Annotated in this window: 21 protein-coding genes; 9 read left to right on the forward strand and 12 right to left on the reverse strand. The window is 71.7% G+C overall.

What is annotated here, in order from left to right:
• Positions 1 to 107: 107 nt before the first annotated feature.
• The 6 genes from thpD to ACFYRY_RS33440 form a co-directional block, all read right to left on the reverse strand.
• Positions 108 to 1,013, reverse strand: coding sequence for an ectoine hydroxylase (thpD, locus tag ACFYRY_RS33415; RefSeq protein WP_389154216.1), 906 nt, complete (start codon positions 1,011 to 1,013; stop codon positions 108 to 110).
• A gap of 6 nt (positions 1,014 to 1,019) precedes the next feature.
• Positions 1,020 to 1,424 (reverse strand): ectoine synthase, encoded by a 405-nt coding sequence (locus tag ACFYRY_RS33420; RefSeq protein WP_356777138.1) that lies wholly within the window; start codon positions 1,422 to 1,424, stop codon positions 1,020 to 1,022.
• A gap of 45 nt (positions 1,425 to 1,469) precedes the next feature.
• On the reverse strand, positions 1,470 to 2,741 hold the full coding sequence (ectB, locus tag ACFYRY_RS33425; RefSeq protein ID WP_389154219.1) for a diaminobutyrate--2-oxoglutarate transaminase: 1,272 nt from the start codon (positions 2,739 to 2,741) through the stop codon (positions 1,470 to 1,472).
• Between the two features lie 58 nt (positions 2,742 to 2,799).
• Complete coding sequence (gene ectA / locus ACFYRY_RS33430; RefSeq protein ID WP_389154222.1) at positions 2,800 to 3,318, reverse strand: diaminobutyrate acetyltransferase; 519 nt, start codon at positions 3,316 to 3,318, stop codon at positions 2,800 to 2,802.
• A 328-nt stretch (positions 3,319 to 3,646) separates the two neighbouring features.
• Positions 3,647 to 4,180, reverse strand: a complete 534-nt coding sequence (locus tag ACFYRY_RS33435) for a DinB family protein (RefSeq protein ID WP_389154225.1) — start codon at positions 4,178 to 4,180, stop codon at positions 3,647 to 3,649.
• Between the two features lie 73 nt (positions 4,181 to 4,253).
• Positions 4,254 to 5,354, reverse strand: coding sequence for a pyridoxal-phosphate-dependent aminotransferase family protein (locus ACFYRY_RS33440; protein WP_389154228.1), 1,101 nt, complete (start codon positions 5,352 to 5,354; stop codon positions 4,254 to 4,256).
• A 174-nt stretch (positions 5,355 to 5,528) separates the two neighbouring features.
• On the opposite strand from ACFYRY_RS33440, the gene ACFYRY_RS33445 reads away from it, so the two are divergent.
• The 9 genes from ACFYRY_RS33445 (at position 5,529) to ACFYRY_RS33485 (ending at position 16,187) form a co-directional block, all read left to right on the forward strand.
• Positions 5,529 to 6,398, forward strand: coding sequence for a transporter substrate-binding domain-containing protein (locus ACFYRY_RS33445; protein WP_389154231.1), 870 nt, complete (start codon positions 5,529 to 5,531; stop codon positions 6,396 to 6,398).
• A gap of 4 nt (positions 6,399 to 6,402) precedes the next feature.
• A complete protein-coding gene (locus ACFYRY_RS33450; protein ID WP_389154233.1) occupies positions 6,403 to 7,236 on the forward strand; it encodes an amino acid ABC transporter permease in 834 nt (277 codons plus the stop codon).
• Positions 7,233 to 8,042 (forward strand): amino acid ABC transporter ATP-binding protein, encoded by an 810-nt coding sequence (locus ACFYRY_RS33455; RefSeq protein ID WP_389154236.1) that lies wholly within the window; start codon positions 7,233 to 7,235, stop codon positions 8,040 to 8,042. The genes ACFYRY_RS33450 and ACFYRY_RS33455 overlap by 4 nt, the downstream gene beginning before the upstream one ends.
• A gap of 88 nt (positions 8,043 to 8,130) precedes the next feature.
• The gene (locus tag ACFYRY_RS33460; protein ID WP_389154239.1) at positions 8,131 to 9,225 is read left to right on the forward strand and encodes an amidohydrolase family protein; all 1,095 of its coding nucleotides are present in this window, start codon (positions 8,131 to 8,133) and stop codon (positions 9,223 to 9,225) included.
• 370 nt (positions 9,226 to 9,595) lie between these two features.
• A complete protein-coding gene (locus ACFYRY_RS33465; RefSeq protein ID WP_389154242.1) occupies positions 9,596 to 10,450 on the forward strand; it encodes an ABC transporter permease in 855 nt (284 codons plus the stop codon).
• On the forward strand, positions 10,447 to 11,334 hold the full coding sequence (locus ACFYRY_RS33470) for a carbohydrate ABC transporter permease (RefSeq protein ID WP_389154244.1): 888 nt from the start codon (positions 10,447 to 10,449) through the stop codon (positions 11,332 to 11,334). Before ACFYRY_RS33465 ends, ACFYRY_RS33470 begins: the two co-directional genes overlap by 4 nt.
• A gap of 60 nt (positions 11,335 to 11,394) precedes the next feature.
• Positions 11,395 to 13,044 (forward strand): extracellular solute-binding protein, encoded by a 1,650-nt coding sequence (locus ACFYRY_RS33475; RefSeq protein WP_389154247.1) that lies wholly within the window; start codon positions 11,395 to 11,397, stop codon positions 13,042 to 13,044.
• 59 nt (positions 13,045 to 13,103) lie between these two features.
• The gene (locus tag ACFYRY_RS33480; RefSeq protein ID WP_389154876.1) at positions 13,104 to 14,153 is read left to right on the forward strand and encodes a LacI family DNA-binding transcriptional regulator; all 1,050 of its coding nucleotides are present in this window, start codon (positions 13,104 to 13,106) and stop codon (positions 14,151 to 14,153) included.
• 93 nt (positions 14,154 to 14,246) lie between these two features.
• The gene (locus ACFYRY_RS33485) at positions 14,247 to 16,187 is read left to right on the forward strand and encodes a DUF2264 domain-containing protein (protein WP_389154250.1); all 1,941 of its coding nucleotides are present in this window, start codon (positions 14,247 to 14,249) and stop codon (positions 16,185 to 16,187) included.
• Here ACFYRY_RS33485 and cobC read toward each other — a convergent pair.
• From cobC to cobM, 6 genes are read right to left on the reverse strand one after another with little or no spacing between them, the layout of a single operon-like run.
• The gene (gene cobC / locus ACFYRY_RS33490; RefSeq protein ID WP_389154253.1) at positions 16,135 to 17,196 is read right to left on the reverse strand and encodes an Rv2231c family pyridoxal phosphate-dependent protein CobC; all 1,062 of its coding nucleotides are present in this window, start codon (positions 17,194 to 17,196) and stop codon (positions 16,135 to 16,137) included. The genes ACFYRY_RS33485 and cobC overlap by 53 nt on opposite strands.
• On the reverse strand, positions 17,186 to 18,115 hold the full coding sequence (locus ACFYRY_RS33495) for a sirohydrochlorin chelatase (RefSeq protein WP_389154256.1): 930 nt from the start codon (positions 18,113 to 18,115) through the stop codon (positions 17,186 to 17,188). The genes cobC and ACFYRY_RS33495 overlap by 11 nt, the downstream gene beginning before the upstream one ends.
• Positions 18,112 to 18,702, reverse strand: a complete 591-nt coding sequence (locus ACFYRY_RS33500; protein WP_389154259.1) for a precorrin-8X methylmutase — start codon at positions 18,700 to 18,702, stop codon at positions 18,112 to 18,114. The genes ACFYRY_RS33495 and ACFYRY_RS33500 overlap by 4 nt, the downstream gene beginning before the upstream one ends.
• Entirely contained in the window at positions 18,699 to 20,402 is a 1,704-nt protein-coding gene (cobJ, locus tag ACFYRY_RS33505; RefSeq protein WP_389154262.1) for a precorrin-3B C(17)-methyltransferase, read from the reverse strand. Before cobJ ends, ACFYRY_RS33500 begins: the two co-directional genes overlap by 4 nt.
• Complete coding sequence (gene cbiE, locus ACFYRY_RS33510) at positions 20,399 to 21,673, reverse strand: precorrin-6y C5,15-methyltransferase (decarboxylating) subunit CbiE (RefSeq protein ID WP_389154265.1); 1,275 nt, start codon at positions 21,671 to 21,673, stop codon at positions 20,399 to 20,401. Before cbiE ends, cobJ begins: the two co-directional genes overlap by 4 nt.
• Positions 21,670 to 22,488: a precorrin-4 C(11)-methyltransferase gene (cobM, locus tag ACFYRY_RS33515; protein ID WP_389154268.1), complete on the reverse strand. Its 819-nt coding sequence runs from the start codon at positions 22,486 to 22,488 to the stop codon at positions 21,670 to 21,672. The genes cbiE and cobM overlap by 4 nt, the downstream gene beginning before the upstream one ends.
• Positions 22,489 to 22,570 lie beyond the last annotated feature (82 nt).

Below are 22,570 nucleotides of genomic sequence, written 5' to 3' on the forward strand. Positions count from 1 at the left end.
CGCCCGGGGGGGCGCCGCCCGCCCCCCCCGGGGCGGGGGGCCCCCCCCCGGGCCGGCGGCCCCCCCCCCCCCCCCCCCCCCCCCCCCCGCTCCACGGGGCCCTGGGTCTACTTCACCGGAGTGAAGTCCCGAGCCCCGATGTACTCCGGTCGCCGCACCGGAGCCGAGAACGGCTCGACGGCCGTGTTCTCCACGCTGTTGAACACGATGAACACGTTGCTGCGCGGGAACGGCGTGATGTTGTCGCCCGAGCCGTGCATGCAGTTGCAGTCGAACCAGGTCGCCGAACCGGCCTTGCCGGTGAACAGCTTGATGCCGTACTCGGACGCCATCTTGGTCAGCGCCTCGTCGGACGGCGTACCCGCGTCCTGCATCTGCAGGGACTGCTTGTAGTTGTCCTTCGGAGTGGCCCCCGCGCACCCGAGAAACGTCCGGTGCGACCCCGGCATGATCATGAGGCCGCCGTTGGTGTCGTAGTTCTCGGTGAGCGCGATCGACACCGAGACCGTCCGCATGTTCGGCAGACCGTCCTCGGCGTGCCAGGTCTCGAAGTCGGAGTGCCAGTAGAAACCGCTGGCGCCGAAGCCCGGCTTGACGTTGATCCGCGACTGGTGGACGTACACGTCCGAGCCGAGGATCTGCCGGGCCCGTCCGACGACCCGCTCGTCGTGCACGAGGTTCGCGAACAGCTCGCTGATCTTGTGCACCTCGAAGACGGACCGGATCTCCTGGGACTTCGGCTCGACGATCGAGCGCGCGTCCGCGCGGATCCCCGGATCCGTGACGAGCCGCTCCAACTCCCGCTGGTACACGTCGACCTCGTCGGGCCCGATGAGCTGGTCCATGGCGAGGAAGCCGTCACGCTCGAAGGACTGGAGGTCGGGGCCGGGGATCGGGCCGGCCGCGCCGGGCGCGGACCAGACGACCGGGTCCTGACGCGGGATCGCCACCTCGGTGGCGCCGCGGCTGGGATAGAGGTCCGTGACCGTGGTGTCAGGCGTGGTGGTGGTCATGGGATGTCACACCTCCTCGGGCTCGGTGAGCAGCGGGTAGACGCCGTTCTCGTCGTGGTCCTCCCGTCCGGTCACGGGCGGGTTGAAGACACAGATGCAGCGGAAGTCCTCCTTGATCCGCATCGTGTGCCGCTCGTGGCCGTCGAGCAGGTACATGGTCCCGGGCGTGATGGTGTACTTCTGCCCGGTCTCGTCGTCGGTGAGCTCGGCCTCGCCCTCGACGCACACGACGGCCTCGATGTGGTTCGCGTACCACATCGACGTCTCCGTACCCGCGTACAGGGTCGTCTCGTGCAGGGAGAAGCCGACCTTCTCCTTGGCGAGGACGATGCGCTTGCTCTCCCAGGTGCCGGACTCGGCCTTCACATGCCGGTCGGTGCCTTCGATGTCCTTGAACGAACGGACGATCACGGTGTTGCGATGCCTCCTAGATGGATGACGGATGTGTCGGTGCGGTCAGGCCGTTTCGCGGACGGCCCGGGCCAGGACGCTCAGGCCCCGGTCCAGTTCGTCGGGCGTGATGGTGAGCGCCGGGAGCAGTTTGACGACCTCGCTCTCCGGGCCCGACGTCTCGATGAGCAGGCCGAGCTCGAAGGCGCGTTTCGCGACCCGTCCGGCCCGCTCCTTGTCGTGGAACTCCAGGCCCCACACGAGGCCGCGGCCCCGGTACTCCTTCACGTCGGCGGGGTTCTCCTCGGTGATGGAGATGAAGGCCTGCTCGACCTGCTCGCCGCGGGCGCGGGTCTGCTTCTCCATCACGGACCCGTCCGCCCAGTACGCCTCCAGCGTGGCGGTGGCGGTCACGAAGGCGGGGTTGTTGCCGCGGAAGGTGCCGTTGTGCTCGCCCGGCTCCCAGATGTCCAGCTCGGGCTTGAACAGGCACAGCGACATGGGCAGGCCGTACCCGCTGATGGACTTGGAGACGGTGACGATGTCGGGGGTGATGCCCGCCTCCTCGAACGAGAAGAAGGCACCGGTGCGTCCGCAGCCCATCTGGATGTCGTCGACGATGAGCAGCATGTCCTGCCGCTCGCACAGCTCGGACAGCGCGCGCAGCCACTCCGGGCGCGCCACGTTGATGCCGCCCTCGCCCTGCACGGTCTCCACGATCACCGCGGCGGGCTTGTTGAGGCCCGAGCCCTGGTCCTCCAGGAGCCGCTCGAACCAGAGGAAGTCCTCCACGGTGCCCTCGAAGTAGTTGTCGAAGGGCATCGGCGTGCCGTGCACCAGCGGGATGCCGGCCCCGGCCCGCTTGAAGGCGTTGCCGGTCACGGCGAGCGAGCCGAGCGACATGCCGTGGAAGGCGTTGGTGAACGACACGATCGACTCGCGTCCCTTCACCTTCCGCGCCAGCTTCAGCGCGGCCTCCACGGCGTTGGTGCCGGTCGGGCCGGGGAACATGACCTTGTAGGGCAGGTCACGCGGCCGCAGGACCAGGTTGTGGAAGGACTCCAGGAAGGCCCGCTTGGCGGTGGTCGACATGTCGAGCCCGTGCGTGACGCCGTCGCGCTCCAGGTAGTCGATCAGCGCCCGTTTCAGGACGGGGTTGTTGTGGCCGTAGTTCAGTGACCCCGCTCCGGCGAAGAAGTCCAGGTACTCGTGGCCGTCCTCGTCGTACATGCGGCTGCCCTGCGCACGGTCGAAGATGGCGGGCCAGCCGCGGCAGTAGCTGCGTACCTCGGACTCGACGGTCTCGAAGACACTGAGGTCGGGCTGGGTGATGGTCACGACGAATCGCTCCTCGTTGCGTGGGGTGCAGCGGCGGTGGTCAGGCGAAGACAGGGGGTCAGGCGGAGGGGGTGCGGGTCAGCGGCCCGATGCGGTAGAGCACCTCGGGCTCGTGCGGTCCGTCGGGGAACACGCCCGTCTCGAACAGCACCTCGCGCTCCAGCCGGGCGCCGTGGCGCTCGGCGAACGACGTGAACAGGCGTTCGGAGGCGGTGTTGCCCGGCGTGATGGTGGTCTCGACGGTGGTCAGCCCGCGCTCGGCGGTGGTCCGTGCGACCAGCCCGTCCAGCAGCGCGGCGGCGAGCCCACGGCCGCGGTACGCCTCGTCCACCGCCACCTGCCAGACGAGCAGGGTCTCCGGGCTCTCCGGCCGGACGTAGGCGGTGATGAAGCCGATCGGTTCTCCGTGCTCGTCGCGCGCCACGGCCGAGGTGGCGGCGAAGTCACGACACCACAGCAGATAGCTGTAGGACGAGTTCAGGTCGAGGACCTTCGAGTCCCTGGCCATCCGCCACAGCGAGGCGCCGTCCGCCACCGACGGACGGTCGATTTGCAGGTCTGCTTGTGCGGCAGTCATGCGAATTGAATTTACCGAGGGAAATAGAAAAATGCATCGCCGTGGGGGGTTACATGCGAGCGCGATCTGTGTTATCGCGCGGGCGCGTACAGACGCGCGAATGTCGTCCCTTTTTTGCTGGTATGCCCGTCAGATAAGGGGCAAAATGATCGTGCTGTGTAACGCGTCACAGCTGGGTAACCCCCACGAGATCTACCCGAATTACGCCCGTTCGCGTTCGCAGAATCTTTGCGTTTAGGTCGAAGGAAAGCGGGCAGAAGAATACGGGAAGCTGTTCTCGAAAACATTCCTAAATGTGTCCGACATTACTTCCGAGGTTAATCCGGAATTAGAATCCGGTCACTCCGTCGATCCGCTCCCGAAGGATGTCGGCGTGCCCGTTGTGACGCGCGTACTCCTCGATCATGTGGATGTACACCCAGCGCAGGCTGACCTCCAGGCCGGCCAACGGCCCGTCGGCGATCCGCCCGGTGTGCTCCAGCGGCAGCTCGGCGCAGGCCTCGTCCCCCCGGGCGATCTCCCGCCTCCATGCCGCCAGCGCCTCGTCGAGCCCCTGCCCGGGATCCAGGACGAGGCCGCCCTGCTCCCCGTACAGCGGCGCCACGTCCGCTCCCGCGGCTGCCCGCTGGAACCAGTTCCGCTCGATCACGGTGAGGTGCCGCACCAGCCCGAGAGGCGTGAGCGACGACGGCTCCGCAGAGGCGGTCCGCGCCTGCGCGTCGTCCAGCCCGGCGCACTTCAGCTCCAGCGTCGCCCGGTGGAAGGCGAGCCAGCTCTCGAGCATGGGCCGCTCCTCGCCGGTCGTGAGGGGGACGGTGCGGCCGTCGGGAAGGGTGAGGGGGGAACCGGTGTCGGTGGTCATGGAGCGAGCATGTCACGGGCTGTTTCCGCCTGTCCGGCGTTCGCGGCCGAGCCCTCAGGGTCGCCCAGGACGACTACCGCCACGCGTCCTCGGCCGCCCGCAACGCCCCCTCCACGGCGACGTCCAGGCCCTTCTCCCGCATCGCGCCCCCGAGCGCCGACAGGCTCGCCCGCACCGCCCCCGGTGTGGCGTCCGCCCCGTAGTGGTTGACCCGGATCATCTCCTTGGCCAACGCGCCGCCGCCCGCGACCAACGGCGCCGCCGGGTCCGACTCCAGTGCCCGCGCCACCACCTCCGACGCCACCGTCCCCGACGGCACCCGCAGGGTCGTGGCGACCGGCGCGGCCTCACGGTCCGCGTGCACATAGGGCTCAAGGCCCGCGCCCAGCACGCGCGCACCCGCCCGCGTCGCTTCCGCGGCCCGGCGGTGCCGGTCCATCACCGCGTCCAGACCCACCGACTCGATCCGCTCGACACAAGCCTCCAGCGCCAGCATCTCCAGTTGGGCCGGCGCGTGCGGCAGCGCCGTGCGGCCGCCGTCGAGCCACCGGTCCTTCCAGTCCAGCAGCGAGAGGTACGACCGTCGCGGCGCCCCCGGGTTCGCGGCCATCCGGGCCCACGCCCGCTCGCTCACCGACACGGCCGAGACGCCCGCGGGGCCGCCCATCGCCTTCTGCGCCCCGATCACGCACAGGTCCACGCCCCACGCGTCCGGCAGCACCGGCTCGGCCCCGATCGACGCGACGGCGTCCAGGTAGAACAGGGCGCCGTGCCGCCGTACCACCTCCCCGATCTCCGCGACCGGGTTGGTGTTGCCGGTGGCCGCCTCCGCGTGCACCAGGGACACGAAGTCGATCTCCGGGTGCTCGGCGAAGGCCTCCCGTATCTGTTCGGCGCCGACCGCCGTGTGGAACGGCACCGCCAGATCGATCACGGTCGCGCCGCAGTCGCGCAGCCAGTCGCCGAAGGTCTGCCCGTACGGGCCCGTGATGACGTTGAGGGCGGTGGTGCCCGGCCCGGCGGTGGAACGGATCGCACCCTCCAGCGGCAGCAGCGCCTCGCCCTGCGTGATCACCACGTCCTGACCGGTACTCAGCAACCGCGCCACACGGTCCTCGATCGACGCGAAGTGCGCCGCGGTCAGCGGGGCCAGATCAAGAAACGGATGTGTCACGGGGGTGCTCTCTTCACTCACGGGGTAGACGAGACGAGGGTAACCGGCACCATTCGTCTCACCCCGACCGATTGCTTCGTAGGTCGGGCAGCCGCGTGACCATCGTTTTGGTTTGAGGGACTCAAACGTCTCCTTATAATCGGAACCCACAGTTCCCCCCTAGGAAGGCCCGCCGTGAACACCCTTCTCGGGCGCCGGACCCGCGTCCTGGCCGCCACCACCGCGATGGCCGGGCTGGTGCTCGTGTCTGTCTCCGCCTGCACCTCCACCGACAGCGGAGGCAGTGGCTCCAAGACCGCGGCCGGCGGGGTCCGGCTGGTCAAGGGCGGTCAGCTCACCACCTGCACGCATCTGCCGTACCCGCCCTTCCAGTCGGAGGTGGGCGGCAAGGTGCAGGGCTTCGACGTCTCCCTCGTCGACCTGGTCGCCAAGGACCTCGGCGTGAAGCAGGACATCCTGGACACGCCGTTCGAGAACTTCAAGACCGGCGCCTTCCTCAACGCCGGTCAGTGCGACCTCGCCGCGGCCGGCATGACCATCACCGAGGAGCGCAAGAAGAACGTCGACTTCTCCGACCCGTACTTCGACGCCACCCAGGCCGTCCTGGTGGACAAGAAGAGCGGCGTGAACTCGCTCGCCGACCTGAAGTCCAAGAAGGTCAAGCTCGGTGCGCAGGCGCAGACGACCGGTGAGGAGTACGTCCAGAAGCAGGGCTTCGACCCGGTCTCCTTCGAGTCCTCCGACGCCGTCCTCAACGGTCTGCGCTCCGGCCAGGTCAAGGCCGTCATCATCGACTACCCGGTCGTCCAGGGCTGGCTCAAGACCAAGGCCAACGCCGACGCCTTCAAGGTCGTCGACAACCTCAACACCGGTGAGCAGTACGGCTTCACGGTCAAGAAGGGCAACACCAAGCTGCTCGCCGCCGTCAACAAGGCGATCAAGGACGCCAAGGCCGACGGCACGTACAAGAAGCTGTACGAGAAGTGGATAGGCCCCTACGACGAGTCCGCCGCCGCCCCGTCCGCCTCTCCGTCCGCCTCCTGATCCCATGACCGACACGGACATACGACCCCAGCCCAGGAAAAAGGGCCTGACCAGGCGCCAGAAGCGCACTCTGTCGCGCGGCGCCCAGTACGTCGTCTTCGTCGCCGCGGTGATCGGCTTCGCGGTCTCGGCGGACTGGGGGCAGCTCAAGAACCAGTTCGCGCAGGCGGACATCGCCGAGCAGATGTTCCCGGACGTCATCACCCTGGCGCTGAAGAACACCGTGCTCTACACGCTGTCCGGCTTCGTCGTCGGGCTCGTGCTCGGCCTGCTGATCGCCCTGATGCGACTGTCGTCGGTGGGCCCGTACCGCTGGTTCGCCGGCGTGTACATCGAGATCTTCCGCGGCCTGCCCGCCCTGCTGATCTTCATCTTCATCGGTGTCGCGGTCCCCCTCGCCTTCCCGGGCACGGAGATCATCGGCGGCACCTACGGCAAGGTCGCCCTCGCGCTCGGTCTGGTCGCCGCCGCGTACATGGCGGAGACGATCCGCGCGGGCATCCAGGCCGTGCCCAAGGGGCAGCTGGAGGCGGCCCGTTCGCTGGGCTTCTCGCCCGCGCGGGCGATGGTCTCGATCATCATCCCGCAGGCGTTCCGGATCATCCTCCCGCCGCTGACCAACGAGTTGGTGCTCCTCTTCAAGGACTCCTCGCTGGTGCTGTTCCTCGGTGTCACGCTGGAGGAACGCGAACTGTCCAAGTACGGCCGCGACCTGGCCAGTACGACCGCCAACTCCACGCCGATCCTCGTCGCCGGACTGTGCTACCTGCTGGTCACGATCCCGCTCGGCTTCGTCGTACGCCGTATGGAGGCGAAGGCCCAGGAGGCCGTGAAATGAGCCGACCGGAGATCCAGGTCCAGGGCCTGCACAAGTCCTTCGGCGACAACGAGGTGCTGCGCGGCATCGACCTGGAGATCGGCCGGGGCGAGGTCGTCTGCGTGATCGGCCCGTCCGGGTCCGGCAAGTCGACCCTGCTGCGGTGCGTGAACCTGCTGGAGGAACCCACCGAGGGCCGGGTCTTCGTCGGCGGCAGCGAGCTCACCGACCCGGACGTCGACATCGACGCCGTACGCCGCCGTATCGGCATGGTCTTCCAGCAGTTCAACCTCTTCCCGCACGTGACGGTGACCGAGAACCTCACGCTCCCGCAGCGCCGGGTGCTCGGACGCGGCAAGGCCGAGGCCGCGAGGGTGGCCGCCGAGAACCTGGAACGGGTGGGCCTGTCGGAGAAGGCGGACGCCTACCCCTCCTCCCTGTCCGGCGGGCAGCAGCAGCGGGTCGCGATCGCCCGCGCTCTCGCCATGGGCCCCCAGGTGATGCTGTTCGACGAGCCGACCTCGGCGCTCGACCCGGAACTCGTCGGGGACGTCCTCGCGGTGATGCGCATGCTCGCCGACGAGGGCATGACGATGATGGTCGTCACCCACGAGATGAGCTTCGCCCGCGAGGTCGCCGACCGGGTCGTCTTCATGGACGGCGGGACGATCGTCGAGGACGGCACCCCCGCGCAGGTGATCGGCGACCCGCGCCACGAACGCACCCGCCACTTCCTCTCGCGCCTCCTCGATCCGGCGCGGGCCGAGGTGGAGGAGGGTGCATCGGAGAAGGCCGGGAAGGCCGAGAAGGCTGGGAAGGCCGACTGATTCGCGGTCGCCCGCCGAGGGACCCCGGGGACGGTGATCCCGGATGCCCCCGCATCCCGCGGCGGGCGGGTTGCATAAGGTGCGATACATGAACCAAGCGGTGCTGCACGTGAGGGGCCGGGTTCTTGTCGGCCGCGACGAGGACCAGGTCCGTGACGAGCTGTGGGTCGTCGGTGGCCGGATCTCCTACGACCGCCCCGCCGGGGCCCGTGACATCCGGACCGTCGAGGGCTGGGCGCTGCCCGGCCTGGTCGACGCCCACTGCCACGTGGGCCTCGGTCCGCACGGGCCCGTGGACGCGGACGTGGCGGAGAAGCAGGCGCTCACCGACCGCGAGGCGGGCACCCTGCTCATCCGGGACGCCGGCTCGCCCTCCGACACCCGGTGGGTCGACGACCGCGAGGACCTCCCCAAGATCATCCGTGCGGGCCGGCACATCGCCCGCACCCGCCGCTACATCCGGGGCTACGCGCACGAGATCGAACCGGAGGACCTGGTCGCGTACGTCGCCCAGGAGGCGCGGCGCGGTGACGGCTGGGTGAAGCTGGTGGGCGACTGGATCGACCGGGACCTCGGCGACCTGGCGCCCAGCTGGCCGCGGGAGGCGGTCGAGGCGGCCATCGCCGAGGCACACCGTCTCGGCGCCCGGGTCACCGCCCACTGCTTCGCCGAGAACTCCCTGCGGGACCTGGTCGAGGCCGGCATCGACTGCGTCGAGCACGCGACCGGTCTGACCGAGGAGCTGATCCCGCTGTTCGCCTCCCGCGGGGTCGCGATCGTCCCGACGCTGGTCAACATCGCCACCTTCCCGAAGCTGGCCGACGGCGGCGAGGCCAGGTTCCCCCGCTGGTCGGCCCATATGCGCCGACTCCACGAACGCCGCTACGACACCGTCCGCGGCGCCTACGACGCCGGCATCCCGGTCTTCGTCGGCACCGACGCGGGCGGCACCCTGCCGCACGGCCTGGTGGCCGCCGAGGTGGCGGAACTGGTGACGGCCGGCATCCCCCCGCTGGACGCCCTCTCGGCGACGGCCTGGAGCGCCCGCACCTGGCTGGGCCGCCCCGGCCTGGAGGAGGGCGCACCGGCCGACCTCGTGGTGTACGAACGCGATCCCCGCACGGACGTGCGCGTGCTGGGGGCGCCGTCGCGGATCGTGGTGAACGGGCGGATCGTGGGCTAGCAGAAGCGGCAAGGTGCCACCCCCGAAAAGGAGTTGGCCCGGATCGACGCGCGGCTCGACTCCGTGAGTCGTGGGCGGGGCGATCGCCCTGGTCAGGGTGGGTGGAGGCGCGGTCGCGGGGACGAGTGACGCGGCCCGAGCCGGCCCGCCGGGTGCCGCGCCGTCAACAACCCTTCTGTGTCAGGGCTGTTGACGGCGCGATGAAAACGTTTTAACTTCCCCTCACTCCGACTTCGAGACATGAGGGGGACCCGTGGCCGCAGTACTACGGGAACACGCAGGTACAGAGGAGGTCGACGCGGCTCCTCGCCGAGAAGGCGGCGCGCATCCGAAGCGAAAACGCTTTCAAGGAAGCGCGCTCTTTCTGCTCATGCTGCCCGGCCTCGCCTACTTCCTGCTGTTCCACTACGGCGCACTGGTCGGCAACGTCATCGCCTTCAAGGAGTACGTCCCCTTCGACGGCCTCTGGGGCAGCCCCTGGGTCGGGCTCGGCAACTTCCAGCGGATGTTCGAGGACGGGGAGTTCTGGGCGGCCGTCCTCAACACCCTCTGGATCGCCGTCCTCCAGCTGGTCTTCTACTTCCCGGTGCCGCTCGGCCTCGCCCTGCTCCTGCACAGCCTCACCTGGAGCTCGGTGCGCCGCCTCGTGCAGTCCGTGGCGTATCTGCCGCACTTCATCTCGTGGGTGATCGTCGTCGCCCTCTTCCAGCAGGTGCTCGGCGACACCGGCCTGCTCAACTCCTCGCTGGACGGCATGGGGTTGCACAGCGTCGACATCATCGGCAACCCCGACGCCTTCCGGCCGCTGGTGGTCGCCCAGGTCATCTGGAAGGACGCCGGCTGGGGCACGATCATCTTCCTCGCCGCGCTGGCCCAGGTCGACGAGCAGCAGTACGAGGCCGCCGCCATCGACGGCGCGGGCCCCTGGCGGCGCTTCTGGCACGTCACCCTGCCCGCCATCCGCCCGGTGGTCGTGCTGCTGCTCATCATGCGGCTCGGCGACATCCTCTCCGTCGGCTTCGAGCAGATGCTGCTCCAGCGCGACGCGGTCGGCCCGGAGACCGCGGAGATCATCGACACCTTCGTCTACTACCAGGGCATCGTCGGCGGCGACTACGGATTCGCGGCCGCCGCGGGCCTGTTCAAGGGCGTCATCGGCGCCCTTCTCGTCTACGCCGCCAACAAGGTCGCCCACCGGCTCGGCGAACAGGGGGTCTACAGGTGAGTGCCCATGTCCGGCCCGGCTGGATGGAGAAGCCGAAGCCGCTCACCCAGGCCGCCAAAGCCCTCGCGCTGGTCGCCGTCGTGCTGCTGGTGTGCGTGCCGTTCCTCGTCATCGTGTCGACCTCGCTGGCCTCCACCGACGAGGTCGTCGACAACGGCGGCTGGGTGCTGTGGCCGACCGATCCGTCCCTCGACGCCTACCGCGACATCCTCGACGGCGGCATCGTCACCCACGCCCTCGGCGTCAGCGCCGGCGTCACGGTCGTGGGCACCCTGCTCAGCCTCGCCTGCACGGTGACCCTCGCCTACGCGCTGTCCCGCCCGGGCGTCTTCGGGAGCAGGCCCGCGCTGCTGCTGATCCTGTTCACGTTCCTCTTCCCGCCCGGCATGATCCCCAGCTTCCTGCTGGTCAAGGAGCTGGGCCTGCTGGACAGTTACGCCTCGCTGGTGCTGCCCGTCGTGGTGAACGTGTTCAACCTGGTCGTCCTGCGCGGCTTCTTCCAGGGCATCCCGGAAGAGCTGTACGAGGCCGCCCGGCTCGACGGGGCGGGGGACTGGCGGGTGCTGGTCTCGATCGTCCTGCCGCTGTCCAAGGCCGCGCTCGCCGTGGTCGGGCTGTTCTACGCGGTGGCGTACTGGAACTCCTGGTTCTACGCCTCGCTCTACCTGGAGAGCGACCACTGGCCCCTGCAACAGGTCCTGCGCACCTACGTGGTGGCGGGCTCCGGGCTCACCGACGCGACGACCGGTGAGGGCACCGTCACCGCGCCGCAGACCGTGCAGATGGCGGTGCTGGTGATCGCCACCGTGCCGATCCTGCTGGTCTACCCGTTCCTGCAGAAGTACTTCACCAAGGGCGTGCTCACCGGCGCCATCAAGAGCTGACAGGTTCCGTCCGCCGCTGACGGCCCCCTCAAGAGCCGTGTGTAGAAAGGTGACTTGCCGATGCCTCGCATGTCCCGCCGTACCCTGCTGCGTTCCACGGCCGCGGGTGGCGCCGCGGTCCTCGTCCCCGGTCTGCTGACCGCCTGCTCCACGAGCTCCGGCGACAGTGACGTCTCCAACGCCGGCAAGAAGCTCGCCCCCTGGCCCACGTACCGTCCCGCCGCCGGCCCCAAGCCGGACCTGGCCCCCACCGACGCCGGTGTCCAGGCCGGATACACCGCCTACCCCTCCGACCTGGTCAAGTCCGTCGCCCGCACCCCCGGCGACGGGTCCACCGTCAAGGTCATGTCGGTGTCCTTCGGCACCCCGCCCAAGCCCGCCTCCGCGAACCGGTTCTGGGCGGCCGTCGAGAAGGCCCTCGGCGTGAAGATCGAGTACACGGTGGTCTCCCAGGCCGACTACCAGAAGAAGATGGCCACCGTGATGGCCGGCGACGCCGACGCCCTGCCGGACATCATCAACCTCTTCTCCGGGTTCGTCCTGCCGCGAGAGGCCGAGTTCGTGCAGCGGCGCGCGGAGGACCTCACGCCGTACCTGTCCGGCGACGCCGTCGCCGACTACCCCAACCTCGCGGGCATCCCCACCCACGCCTGGCGGGACATGGGCCGCATCGGCGGTCGCATCTACGGCATCCCCCTGGAACGCCCGCTGCCCGGCTCCACCCTCTGGCTCAACCAGGGAATGTTCACCGACGCCGGGATGACGGAGGGCTGGAGCGCCGACGACTTCGCCGCCGTCGCGAAGCGGGCGACCAGCGGACGGACGTACGCGCTCGGCGCCGCCGCGGGCTCCCTGTTCGGCAACGCCGTGCACTCCGCCGCCCACAACGCGCCCCAGGAATGGTCCGTCACCAAGGACGGCACCTTCCGGCCGGCCTGGGACGACGAGCGCTTCAAGGCGTCCATCGCCTTCCAGTCCGAACTACGCAAGGCGGGCTCCTTCCACCCGGACGCCACGTCCATCTCCCAGATCGACCTGACCACCCTCTACTACAACGGCACCGTCGGCTCCATGCAGGACGGCTTCGGCGCCTACCTGCCCAAGTACCGTGAGTCCCGGGGCAAGTTGACCCCGGCCGCGGCACTGCCGTACAGCGTCGGCGGCGAGCCCGGCGGCATTGTCGCCGCCCGCCGCTCCTTCGGCTACACGGTGCTGAAGAAGGCGAAGAAGGAACGCGTCGAACTGCTGCTGCGCGTCCTGGACCACCTCGCCGCGCCCTTCGGCAGCAAGGAGTGGGAACTCGTCCACTACGGCGTCGAGGGCACCCACTTCACCCGCGGCAAGGACGGCTCCCCGCAGCCCACGAAACTCGGCGAGGTGGAGAACAACACCAACCTGCCGCTGAAGTACCTCGCCGAAGGCCCCCAGGTGCTGTTCGTGCCGGGCATGCCCGACGCCGTACGGGCCCTGCACGCCTGGCAGCTCAAGACCGTCCCGCGCGCCATCCGCAACGCCTCCTACGGCCTGCAGTCACGGACGAAGAACGCCCAGGGCACGACACTGAAAGCGCTCCTCGAGGACACTGTCACCGGCATCGTCGCCGGGCGCGTCCCGCTGTCGGAATGGGACGGGGCGGTCAAGAAGTGGCGGTCCCGGGGCGGCGACAGAATGGCCGAGGAGTTCGCGAAGGACTACACGGCCAACACATGATCGGGTGCCGGTGACAACCGGGCGCCGGTGAAAGAGGAGACGCGGGGATGGGGAACGACATGGGGCCCAAGCGACGGGTCACGATCCGGGAGGTCGCCGAACGGGCGGGCGTGTCGATGGCCACCGCCTCCCGCGCCCTGAGCGGCAACCATCCGGTGCCCACCGCGACCCGGACCCGTGTGCTGCGCGCGGCCCGCGACCTCGACTACGTCGCCAACGCGCACGCCCGCGCCCTGGTCGGCGGCGGCCGCAAGATGGCCGCGGTCGTCGTCCGCCAGGTGACCAGCCCGTTCTACGCCCAGGTCGCCGAGGGCGTGGAGGCGGAGGCCGCCGACCGGGGCTGGCTGTGCGTGGTCGGCGCGACCGGCGGGGACCCGCAGCGCGAGATGGAGTTCGTGCAGCTCATGCGGGAGGAGGGCGCGCGGCTGGTGATCCTGGTCGGCGGGGTCGTCGAGGACGACGCGTACCGCTCGCGCGTCACGCACTACGCGCAGGCCCTGGACGCGTCCGGGGCGCGGCTGGTGTTGTGCGGGCGGCCGGCGCCGGGGCCCGACCTGCCCGCGCTCGTCGTCGAGTTCGACAACGAGGCGGGGGCCCGGGCCATCACCGGGCATCTGCTGTCGGCGGGGCATCGGCGGATCGTCTTCCTCGGGGGCCTGCCCGGCAACACCGCCCTCGACGCCCGGGTCGCCGGATACCGGGGCGCGCTCGCCGAGCACGGGCTGCCGCCGGCGGCCGCGCGCGTCGTCGACTGCGGCCTCGGTCGCACCGCCGGTCTGCGGGCCATGACCGAACTCCTGAAGGAGACGAGGGAGTTCACCGCCGTGGTCGCCGGGGACGACATGGTCGCCGCGGGTGCGCTGCGCGCCATCGCCGACGTGGGGCTCGTCGTCCCCGATGACGTGTCCGTCGTCGGGTACAACGACATCCCGCTCGCCGAGGACTTCAACCCGCCGCTCACCACGGTGCGGACGCCCGCGGAGGAACTCGGGCGGGCGGCCGTGCGGATCGCTCTGCGGGATCCGGAGCATGCGGCTGGGAGCCGCCATCTGTTGGGCACGCACATCGTTGTGCGCCGAAGTGTTGGGGCTCCGCCGGAAGGATCGTGAGTTCGCTGCGGGTGATCTGTGGCTGGTCGCGCAGTTCCCCGCGCCCCTATGGGGCGCCATGGTGCCCCCTGCTTATGGAGGACCGGACCTCGTATGACCGCACCGCACATCTCCCCGCCCGGCGACCCGACGCATCTGCTCCCGCCCCCCGACCACACCTCGTCCCCCGTCACCGGCTGGACCCGCGCCCACTGGGAGGCGACCGCCGACCGTCTCCTGGAGGGGCTGGTGCCGTACGCCTCGCCGGGCTTCGCGCAGTACCGGCTGCCCGGGCCACCCAGCCACTCCGGGCCCTGGTCGGACGGCCTGGAGGGGTTCGCCCGGTCCTTCCTGCTGGCCGCCTTCCGGATCGCCGGCTCAGGCGGTCGCGTCGGCCCCGGCCTGGTCGAGCGGTACGCGGCCGGACTCGCCGCCGGCACCGACCCGCACGGCGGCGAACGCTGGCCGCCCATCACCGACCGCGCCCAGCCCATGGTCGAGGCCGCGTCGATCGCGATCGCCCTGCACGAGTCCCGCCGCTGGCTGTGGGACCACCTCGACGACCGCGTCCGCGGACAGGTCACCGACTGGCTGGGCGGTTTCGTCGGGGCCGACGTCAACGACTCCAACTGGCGGCTGTTCCAGGTCATCACGGAGGAGTTCCTGGCCTCCGTCGGCGCCCCGCACAGCCGCGCCGAGATCGACGCCGGGCTCGCCCGTCTCGACGACTGGTACCGGGGCGGCGGCTGGTACACCGACGGCGACGGCCGCAAGTTCGACTCCTACAACGCCCTCGCGCTGCACCTGTACCCGGTGCTGTGGGCACGCATCGCGGGCCCCCGCGCGCACCCCGCGACGGTGGCCAGGCACCGCGCCAGGCTGCGTGAGTTCCTCGCCGTCCACCAGCACTTCTTCGGCTCCGACGGCGCCCCGGTGCACCAGGGCCGTTCCCTCACCTACCGCTTCGCGACCACCGCACCGCTGTGGGCGGGCGCCCTCGCCGACGCCACCCCGTTACCCCCCGGCCGGGCCCGCCGCCTCGCCTCGGGCGCGCTGAAGCACTTCGCCGAGCGCGGCGTGCCGGACGAGCGGGGTCTGCTCACCCTCGGCTGGTACCGCCCCTTCCTTCCGGTCACCCAGCGCTACTCGGGCCCCGCCTCCCCGTACTGGGCGAGCAAGGCCTTCCTGGGCCTGCTGCTGCCCGAGAACCACCCGGTGTGGACGGCACCCGAGGAGCCCGCCCCGGTGGACAGAGCCGACGTACGGCTGGCCCTCCCGGCCCCCGGCTGGCTCCTGCACTCCACCGCCGCCGACGGGATCGTACGGCTCGTCAACCACGGCAGCGACCGGTTCCCGCCCCCGCCTGCCACCGGTGAGGACAGCCCGCACTACGCCCGGTTCGCGTACTCCAGCGCGACGGCACCCGAAACCCCCGACGCCCCGGGCACCGGGCCGGACAACCACCTCGCCCTGCTCGCCCCCGACGGCACGCCGTCCGCACGCGGCCGTATCCACCCGCTCGGTGTCTCGGGCGGCCGTGCCGCCTCCTGGCACCGGGCACGGGGACACCGCATGGAGACGGTGAGCGTGGTGCACGGCCCCTGGGAGGTGCGGGTCCATCACCTCGACGTCCCGCCCGGGACGCCGGTCCGCGAAGGCGGCTGGGCCGTCGCCGACGACACCGCGACGCCGGTCGCCCGGACCGGGCCCTGCCAGGCGTCGGCCCGCCGTGCGGACGGCCTGACCAGCGCGATCACCGGCCTGTACGGCTGGGAGGGCGCCGTGGCCACGGTCACGACGGCCGTCGGCACCAACGCCGTGGGCCACCACTCGGCGACGCCCGTGCTCCAACTCGACGATGGCGCCAGACTGTTGGTCACCCTCGTGGTGCTCAGCGCCGACCCGGACGCGCTGCGTACGGGAGCCGGCGCCTCGGTCGCCGAGGACGGCACCGTGGAGATCCGCTTCCCTGACGGCACCCGGGAACGGGTGGCGCCCCGGCTCAGCGCTGCGCCAGAGCCATCGCCCGGTCCAGCGCCTGGAGGAACGAGTTGACGGTCACCCGGTCCCGTACCGCCAGCCGCAGCCACTCCTCGTCCAGCCCCGGGAAGGTGTCCCCGCGCCGGACCGCGAACCCGAGGTCGCGCAGATGCCGTCGTACGACCAGGGCGTGCGGCAGCCGGACGAGCACGAACGACGCCTCGGCAGGCCCCGCCACCCGCAGCCCGTCGGCGCCGAACTCCTCAAGGCCCGCGACCAGATGCGCCCGGTCGGTGGCGACCCGGTGGGCGGCGTGGCCCGCCTCCGCCAGCGCCCGCGGTGAGACGCACGCCTGAGCCGCCGCGAGGGCGGGCGTGGACACCGGCCACAGCGGCTGGGCCCGCTCCAGTTCCACGACGGTCTCCGGCGCGGCCAGCACATAACCGATCCGCAGCCCGGCCAGCCCCCATGTCTTGGTGAGGCTGCGCAGCACCACGAGGCCGGGCACGTCCGTCCGCCCGGCCAGCGCCTCCCGCTCACCCGGCACCGCGTCCATGAACGCCTCGTCCACCACCAACGTCCGCCCGGGACGCGCCAGTTCGGCGATCACGGCGGCCGGATGCAGCACGGACGTGGGGTTCGTCGGGTTGCCGACCACGACCAGGTCGGCGTCCTCGGGAACGGCCGCCGGATCCAGCCGGAAACCGTCCTCCTCCCGCAGCAGCACCCTCTCGACCGAGTGACCGGCGTCCCGCAGCGCCGCCTCCGGCTCCGTGAACTGGGGGTGCACCACGACCGGCCGACGCACCTTCAGGGCCCGCGCCAGCAGGACGAACGCCTCGGCGGCACCCGCCGTCAGCAGCACCCGCTCCACCGGCAGCCGGTGCCGCGCCGCCACCGCCGCCCGCGCCGCCCGCCCGTCCGGATAGGCGGCCAGCGAGGTCAGCGACTCGGCGATCCGCTCCCGCAGCCAGCCGGGCGGGGTGTCCGCACGGACGTTCACGGCCAGGTCGACGACCGCCGAGCCGACGTCACGCACCTCGGCGTCGCCGTGGTGGCGCAGGTCATGTCCCTCAGTGCGCATGGGAGTGGGGGTGTCCTCCGTGCTGGTGGTGCCCGTGGTGGTGGTCCTCGTCGTCGGGGTGGAAGTGCGGCTGCTGCGGCAGACCGACCTTGTCCTCGAAGCCGGGCAGCGCGATCCGGTACACGCACGAGTCGCAGTTCATCCGCAGGTCGCCCTTGACGGCCTCCTCGTAACGTTCCCACACCAGGTCCAGCAACTCCGGCTCCGGACCGATGACATCGGCCGACCGGACCTCGACCTCCGGGTGCGCGGCCGCCCAGCCCTCCGTCTGCTGCCGCACCCGGTCCGGCAGGATCCCGGTGAACAGGAAGTAGGGGAGCACCACGATCCGCCGCGCCCCGAGCTTCGCGCACCGGTCCAGGCCGCTGGGCACGTCCGGCGCCGCCAGCGACACGAACGCCGTCTCCACGCCCGCGTATCCGCGCCCCTCCCACAGCAGCCGGGCCGCCTTGTGCACCTCGGCGTTCGCGTCGGGGTCCGTGGACCCGCGCCCCACCAGCAGCACCGTCACGTCGGCCCGGTCCGCGGGCGTGCGCACCGACTCACCGAGCGCCTCGTCCAGCCGTCGCTCCAGCACGCTCAGCAGCGCGGGGTGCGGGCCCAGCGGACGGCCGTAGCTGTACGAGATCCCCGGGTGCCGTTCCTTCTCGCGGGCCAGCGCCGCCGGGATGTCCCCCTTGGCGTGTCCGGCGGACACCAGCATCAGCGGAACCGTCGCGAACCGGCGGACCCCCCGCTCCACCAGCTCGGTGACCGCGTCACCCAGCGGCGGCGGGGACAGTTCGATGAAGCCGCCCGCGACGGGCAGTTCGGGGTGGCTCTCGCCCAGGCGCCGTACGAAGTCGCGGAACGCCTCGGCTCCGGCGTCGTCCCGGGTGCCGTGGCCGGCGATGAGCAGGGCGGGCGGCGGGGTGGTCACGGTTGCTCCTCGGGATGCGAATCGGGGTGGTACAGCAGGGCGTTGAGCGCGGCGGCGGCGACCGCCGAACCGCCCTTCTCGGACACGTTGCTGACAGCGGGCAGCCCGCTCTCGCGCAACGCGGCCTTGGACTCGGTGGCGCCGACGAAGCCGACGGGCAGGCCGATGACGAGCGCGGGGGAGGCGTCCAGGGTCAGCAGTTCCTCCAGCGCGGTGGGGGCGTTGCCGATCACCCACAGGGCGCCCGGGCCGACCTGTTCGTACGCCAGCCGGATCGCGTGGGCCGAACGGGTCAGCCCGGGGCCGGCGGTGGCGTCCTTGAGACGGCAGACGGTCTCCCGCCGGGTGATCCCGGCCGCGACCATCTCCACGTCCACGACCACGGGCGCCCCGGCGTGCAGCGCGGCGTGCGCCTTCGCCAGGTCGCCCTCGTCCATGACGAGATCCGTCGCGTACTCCAGGTCGGCCGCGGAGTGGATGACCCGTTCCACGACCGCCCGGGTCAGCGGCGGGAAGTGCGAGGTTTCCAGGCGGGCGCGCAGCCGCCGGAAGGACTCCTGCTCGATCGGGTGGACCACACGGTTCACCGGGTCTCCTCCCGTCCGTCCCGCGGGCTCTGCTGCCAGCGGTAGCCGCGCGGCGTCACCATGCGCCCGGCGATCCGCCGGGTCGCGGTGTTGCCCACGGTCACGACCGTCATCATGTCGACCGTCGCCGGGTCCAGGTCGGCCAGGGTCGTCAGCCGGGCGGACTCGTCCGGTCGTGACGCGTTCCGTACGACACCGACCGGTGTCGTGGCCTCCCGGTGCTCGGCGAGGACCGCGAGCGCCTTCGGCAGCTGCCAGTCGCGGCCCCGGCTGCGCGGGTTGTAGAACGTCACGACGATGTCCGCCTCGGCCGCCGCCCGCACCCGCCGCTCGATGACCTCCCACGGCGTGTGCAGGTCGGAGAGGCTGATGGACACGTGGTCGTGGCCGAGCGGGGCGCCGAGGATCGCGGCGGCCGCGAGGGCGGCGGTGACGCCCGGCACGCCGATCACGTCGATGTCGTCGGAGGCCTCCGCGAGCGCGGGGGAGGCCATGGCGTACACGCCGGCGTCCCCGCTGCCGATCAGCGCGACGGCCCGGCCCTTGCGGGCCTCCTCGACGGCTGTCCGGGCCCGCTCCTCCTCCGCCCCGAGCCCCGACTCCAGGATCCGGGTGCCCGGTCGCAGCAGGTCGCGGATCTGGTCGACGTACTGGTCGAGACCGACGAGCACGGAGGCGCGCCGCAACTCCGCCTGCGCGCGGGGCGTGAGCAGGTCCCGGGCGCCCGGTCCGAGCCCGACCACCGCGAGCCGGCCGCGCGCGGGGCGCCGTACCACCGCACAGGTCGCCATGGCGGGATCCGCCGCCGACTTCCGCTTGGGGACGAGGAGTTCACCCCCGCCCACCAGCGCCGCGGCCTCCGCCACGGACGGGGTGCCGACGGCGGCGAGCGGCGCGTCGGACGGGTTGGGCACGTTCACCGAGGCCAGCTCCGGTGCGGACCAGGTCACCAGCGGCACGCCCAGGCGCTCGGCCGCCTCGACGATCCCGGTCTCCTCCGCCTTGGCGTCGACGGTGGCGAGTTCGGCGATGCTGCGGGCCGACAGTCCCGCGTCCCGCAGCGCGGCCTCGACCAGCCCCAGCACCTCCTCCACCGGGGCGCCCCGGGAGGCGCCCACACCGACGACGAGGGACGGCGGGCGCAGCACGACCGTACGCTCGGCGGGTTCGACCAGGCGGTCCGTCAGCCGGATCGCGTACCGGCCTTCCCCGGTGACCGGGAGGGCCGGAAGAGGCCAGCCGAAGTCGGCCTTCAGCGCCACCGGTTCGCCGTCGAGCAGGGCCCGCGACACCGCGGCGACATCGCCCTCCACCGGGAACCCGAGGGTGTCCAGGCCCGGCAGTCCGACCGCGTCCGTGGCCGTCGTCACCACGGGCCGCGCGCCCAGCACCGCAGCGACCTCGTCCGCGAGCGTGTTGGCGCCGCCGCCGTGTCCGCCCAGCAGCGACACGGCGAACCGTCCGCCCTCGTCGACACAGACCACGCCCGGGTCGGACGCCTTGTCGTCCAGCAGCGGCGCGAGCAGCCGCACCACCGCCCCCGTCGCCAGGAAACACACGAGCTGCTCGCACTGCGCGAACGCGGCCCGTACGGCGTCCCCGACCGGGCCGTCGTACACCCGGGTCCGCTCCGGCCAGGCCGCGGCCAGCCGGTCCCGCGCCGCCGCGCCCGCCGCGGTGGCGGAAATGAGGCCGATCACTGATTCACTCCTTCACGCTGTGCCGGGGGTCTGACGCCCCACAGCAGAAAAACCGGATTCGTCGCCGCGAGCCGGGTCACGTCCCCCGGCAGCGGGGCGAGCCGGGACGACTGCAACAGCACCCCGTCGCAGTCGAAGCCGGCGTCGGTGAGCGCCGTCCGCACGGCCGGTACCCGGTCGAGCGCGGCCATCGCGACGACGACGGCCCGCCGGGCCCGCCGCGCGCACGCCGTGACGACGGCGGGCAGTTCGCGCCCTCCGCCGCCGACGAACACCGCGTCGGGATCGTCCAGGCCGGACAGCACCGTCGGCGCCGCCCCGTGCACCACCCGCACGTCGACGCCGTGCGCGGCGGCGTTCGCACGGATCCGCCCGGCCCCGTCGCTGGTCTTCTCCACCGCGGTCACGGCAGCGCCGAACCGCGCGCACTCCACGGCCACCGAACCCGACCCCGCGCCGACGTCCCAGACCACGTCACCGAGGCGGGGCCCGAGCCGGGCCAGTGCCAGCGCCCGCACCTCGAACTTGGTGATCATCGAGTCGCGGTGCGCGAACTCCCCTTCGTCCAGGGCCCATCCGGCGGGCCCGGCGGGCGCCCCCGCGACCGTACGCACCGCGCCGAGCGCCCGCGCCTCGTCCAGGCACAGCACGACACTCACCGACGATCCCCAGTCCCGGGCCGCGGCCTCGGCCGGTGTCACCCGCTCCACCCGCTCGTCCTCGGAGCCGAGCGCGGAGGCGACCACCAGGACCCGCGCGGCGGACCCGAGCGCGGCCCCCAGTTCCGCGGGCCCCGCACCCGGCCCGGTCAGCACGGCGACCTTCGGCCGGGCCCGGCACACATTGACCGCCGTCCGCAGCTCACGCCCGTGCGCGCTGACCACGACCGCGTCGTCCCAGGGCAGCCCGACCCGGGCGAAGGCGGCGGCGACGGACGAGACACCGGCCCGCACATCGAGCCGCTCGGCACCGAACCGCTCCGCCAGCACTCGCACGATCCCGAAGAACCCGGGGTCGCCGGAGGCCAGCACGACCACCGGGCTCCGGCCCGCGTGCCCCTCCTCGTCCAGATACCGCTCGATCCTGTCCAGGGCGGGCGCCAGCGCACCGAGGACCACCTGCTCGGCGTCCGCGGCGACCGGCGCGGCGGCCAGATGCCGCCGGCCGCCCACGACCAGCCCGGCCCCCGCCACGGCGGCCGCGGCGTCGGGCGGCAGCGGCGCCCCCGTCCCCGTCCCCGTACCGACGACGGTGATCGGACGGTCCCTCATGTGCCGGCACCCCGGGCGCGCAGGACCTTGCGGGCCTCAGGGTCGGCCTTGCGGTAGCCGTGGAAATGACCGGGGTGGTAGAGGTGCGAGCGGGTGCCCTCGGCGTCCAGCGCCGGGCCGACCAGGAACAGGGTGTGCTTCCAGAGCTTGTGCTCCTTGACCGTCTCCTCCAGGGTGCCGATGGTGCACTTCACGATCAGCTCCTCCGGCCAGGTCGCCTGGTAGGCGACGACGACCGGCGTGCCGGTCGGGTAGCCGCCCTCCAGCAGCTCCCGCACGAGCTGACCGCTGCGCGCGGCCGACAGGAAGATCGCCATCGTGGTGCCGTGTTTGGCGAACTCCCGCACCTCCTCCCCGGGCGGCATCGGCGTCTTGCCGCCGCCGAGCCGGGTGAGCACCACGGACTGGGCGACCTCCGGGATGGTCAGCTCACGCCCGGCGAGCGCCGCGACGGCGGAGAACGCGGAGACGCCCGGGACCACCTCGGTCTCGATGCCGATCCGGGCACACCGGTCGAGCTGCTCCTGCGTACCGCCCCACAGCGCGGGGTCGCCGGAGTGGATGCGGGCCACCCGCAGACCCTGCGCGAGGGCCCGCTCGTACACGGCCACCACGTCCTCCAGGGAGATCGTCGCCGAGTCGAGGATCTCCGCGTCCTCGCGCGCGTGCTGGAGGACCTCCGCCTGGACCAGGCTGGCCGCCCAGATCACGACGTCGGCGTCGGCGATGGCACGCGCGGCACGGATCGTCAGCAGGTCGGCGGCGCCGGGGCCGGCACCGACGAAGGTCACTTTGCCGGTGGGGGCATCGGCCATGGGTTCGGGTCCTCTCGTGCGGAAGTTCAGTGCTGCTGGGTTCGGAGGTGCGTGACCGGGCCCTGATCGGATACCAAGGGCA

This window comes from Streptomyces sp. NPDC005263, from assembly GCF_042872365.1.
Classification (GTDB): Bacteria; Actinomycetota; Actinomycetes; order Streptomycetales; family Streptomycetaceae; genus Streptomyces.

Coding starts and splice junctions, on each gene's coding strand:
- thpD (WP_389154216.1), bottom strand. CDS start 1,013: ATGACCACCACCACGCCTGACACCACGGTCACGGACCTCTATCCCAGC.
- ectA (WP_389154222.1), bottom strand. CDS start 3,318: ATGACTGCCGCACAAGCAGACCTGCAAATCGACCGTCCGTCGGTGGCG.
- ACFYRY_RS33435 (WP_389154225.1), bottom strand. CDS start 4,180: ATGACCACCGACACCGGTTCCCCCCTCACCCTTCCCGACGGCCGCACC.
- ACFYRY_RS33450 (WP_389154233.1), top strand. CDS start 6,403: ATGACCGACACGGACATACGACCCCAGCCCAGGAAAAAGGGCCTGACC.
- ACFYRY_RS33455 (WP_389154236.1), top strand. CDS start 7,233: ATGAGCCGACCGGAGATCCAGGTCCAGGGCCTGCACAAGTCCTTCGGC.
- ACFYRY_RS33460 (WP_389154239.1), top strand. CDS start 8,131: ATGAACCAAGCGGTGCTGCACGTGAGGGGCCGGGTTCTTGTCGGCCGC.
- ACFYRY_RS33465 (WP_389154242.1), top strand. CDS start 9,596: ATGCTGCCCGGCCTCGCCTACTTCCTGCTGTTCCACTACGGCGCACTG.
- ACFYRY_RS33475 (WP_389154247.1), top strand. CDS start 11,395: ATGCCTCGCATGTCCCGCCGTACCCTGCTGCGTTCCACGGCCGCGGGT.
- ACFYRY_RS33480 (WP_389154876.1), top strand. CDS start 13,104: ATGGGGCCCAAGCGACGGGTCACGATCCGGGAGGTCGCCGAACGGGCG.
- ACFYRY_RS33485 (WP_389154250.1), top strand. CDS start 14,247: ATGACCGCACCGCACATCTCCCCGCCCGGCGACCCGACGCATCTGCTC.
- cobC (WP_389154253.1), bottom strand. CDS start 17,196: ATGCGCACTGAGGGACATGACCTGCGCCACCACGGCGACGCCGAGGTG.
- cbiE (WP_389154265.1), bottom strand. CDS start 21,673: ATGAGGGACCGTCCGATCACCGTCGTCGGTACGGGGACGGGGACGGGG.
- cobM (WP_389154268.1), bottom strand. CDS start 22,488: ATGGCCGATGCCCCCACCGGCAAAGTGACCTTCGTCGGTGCCGGCCCC.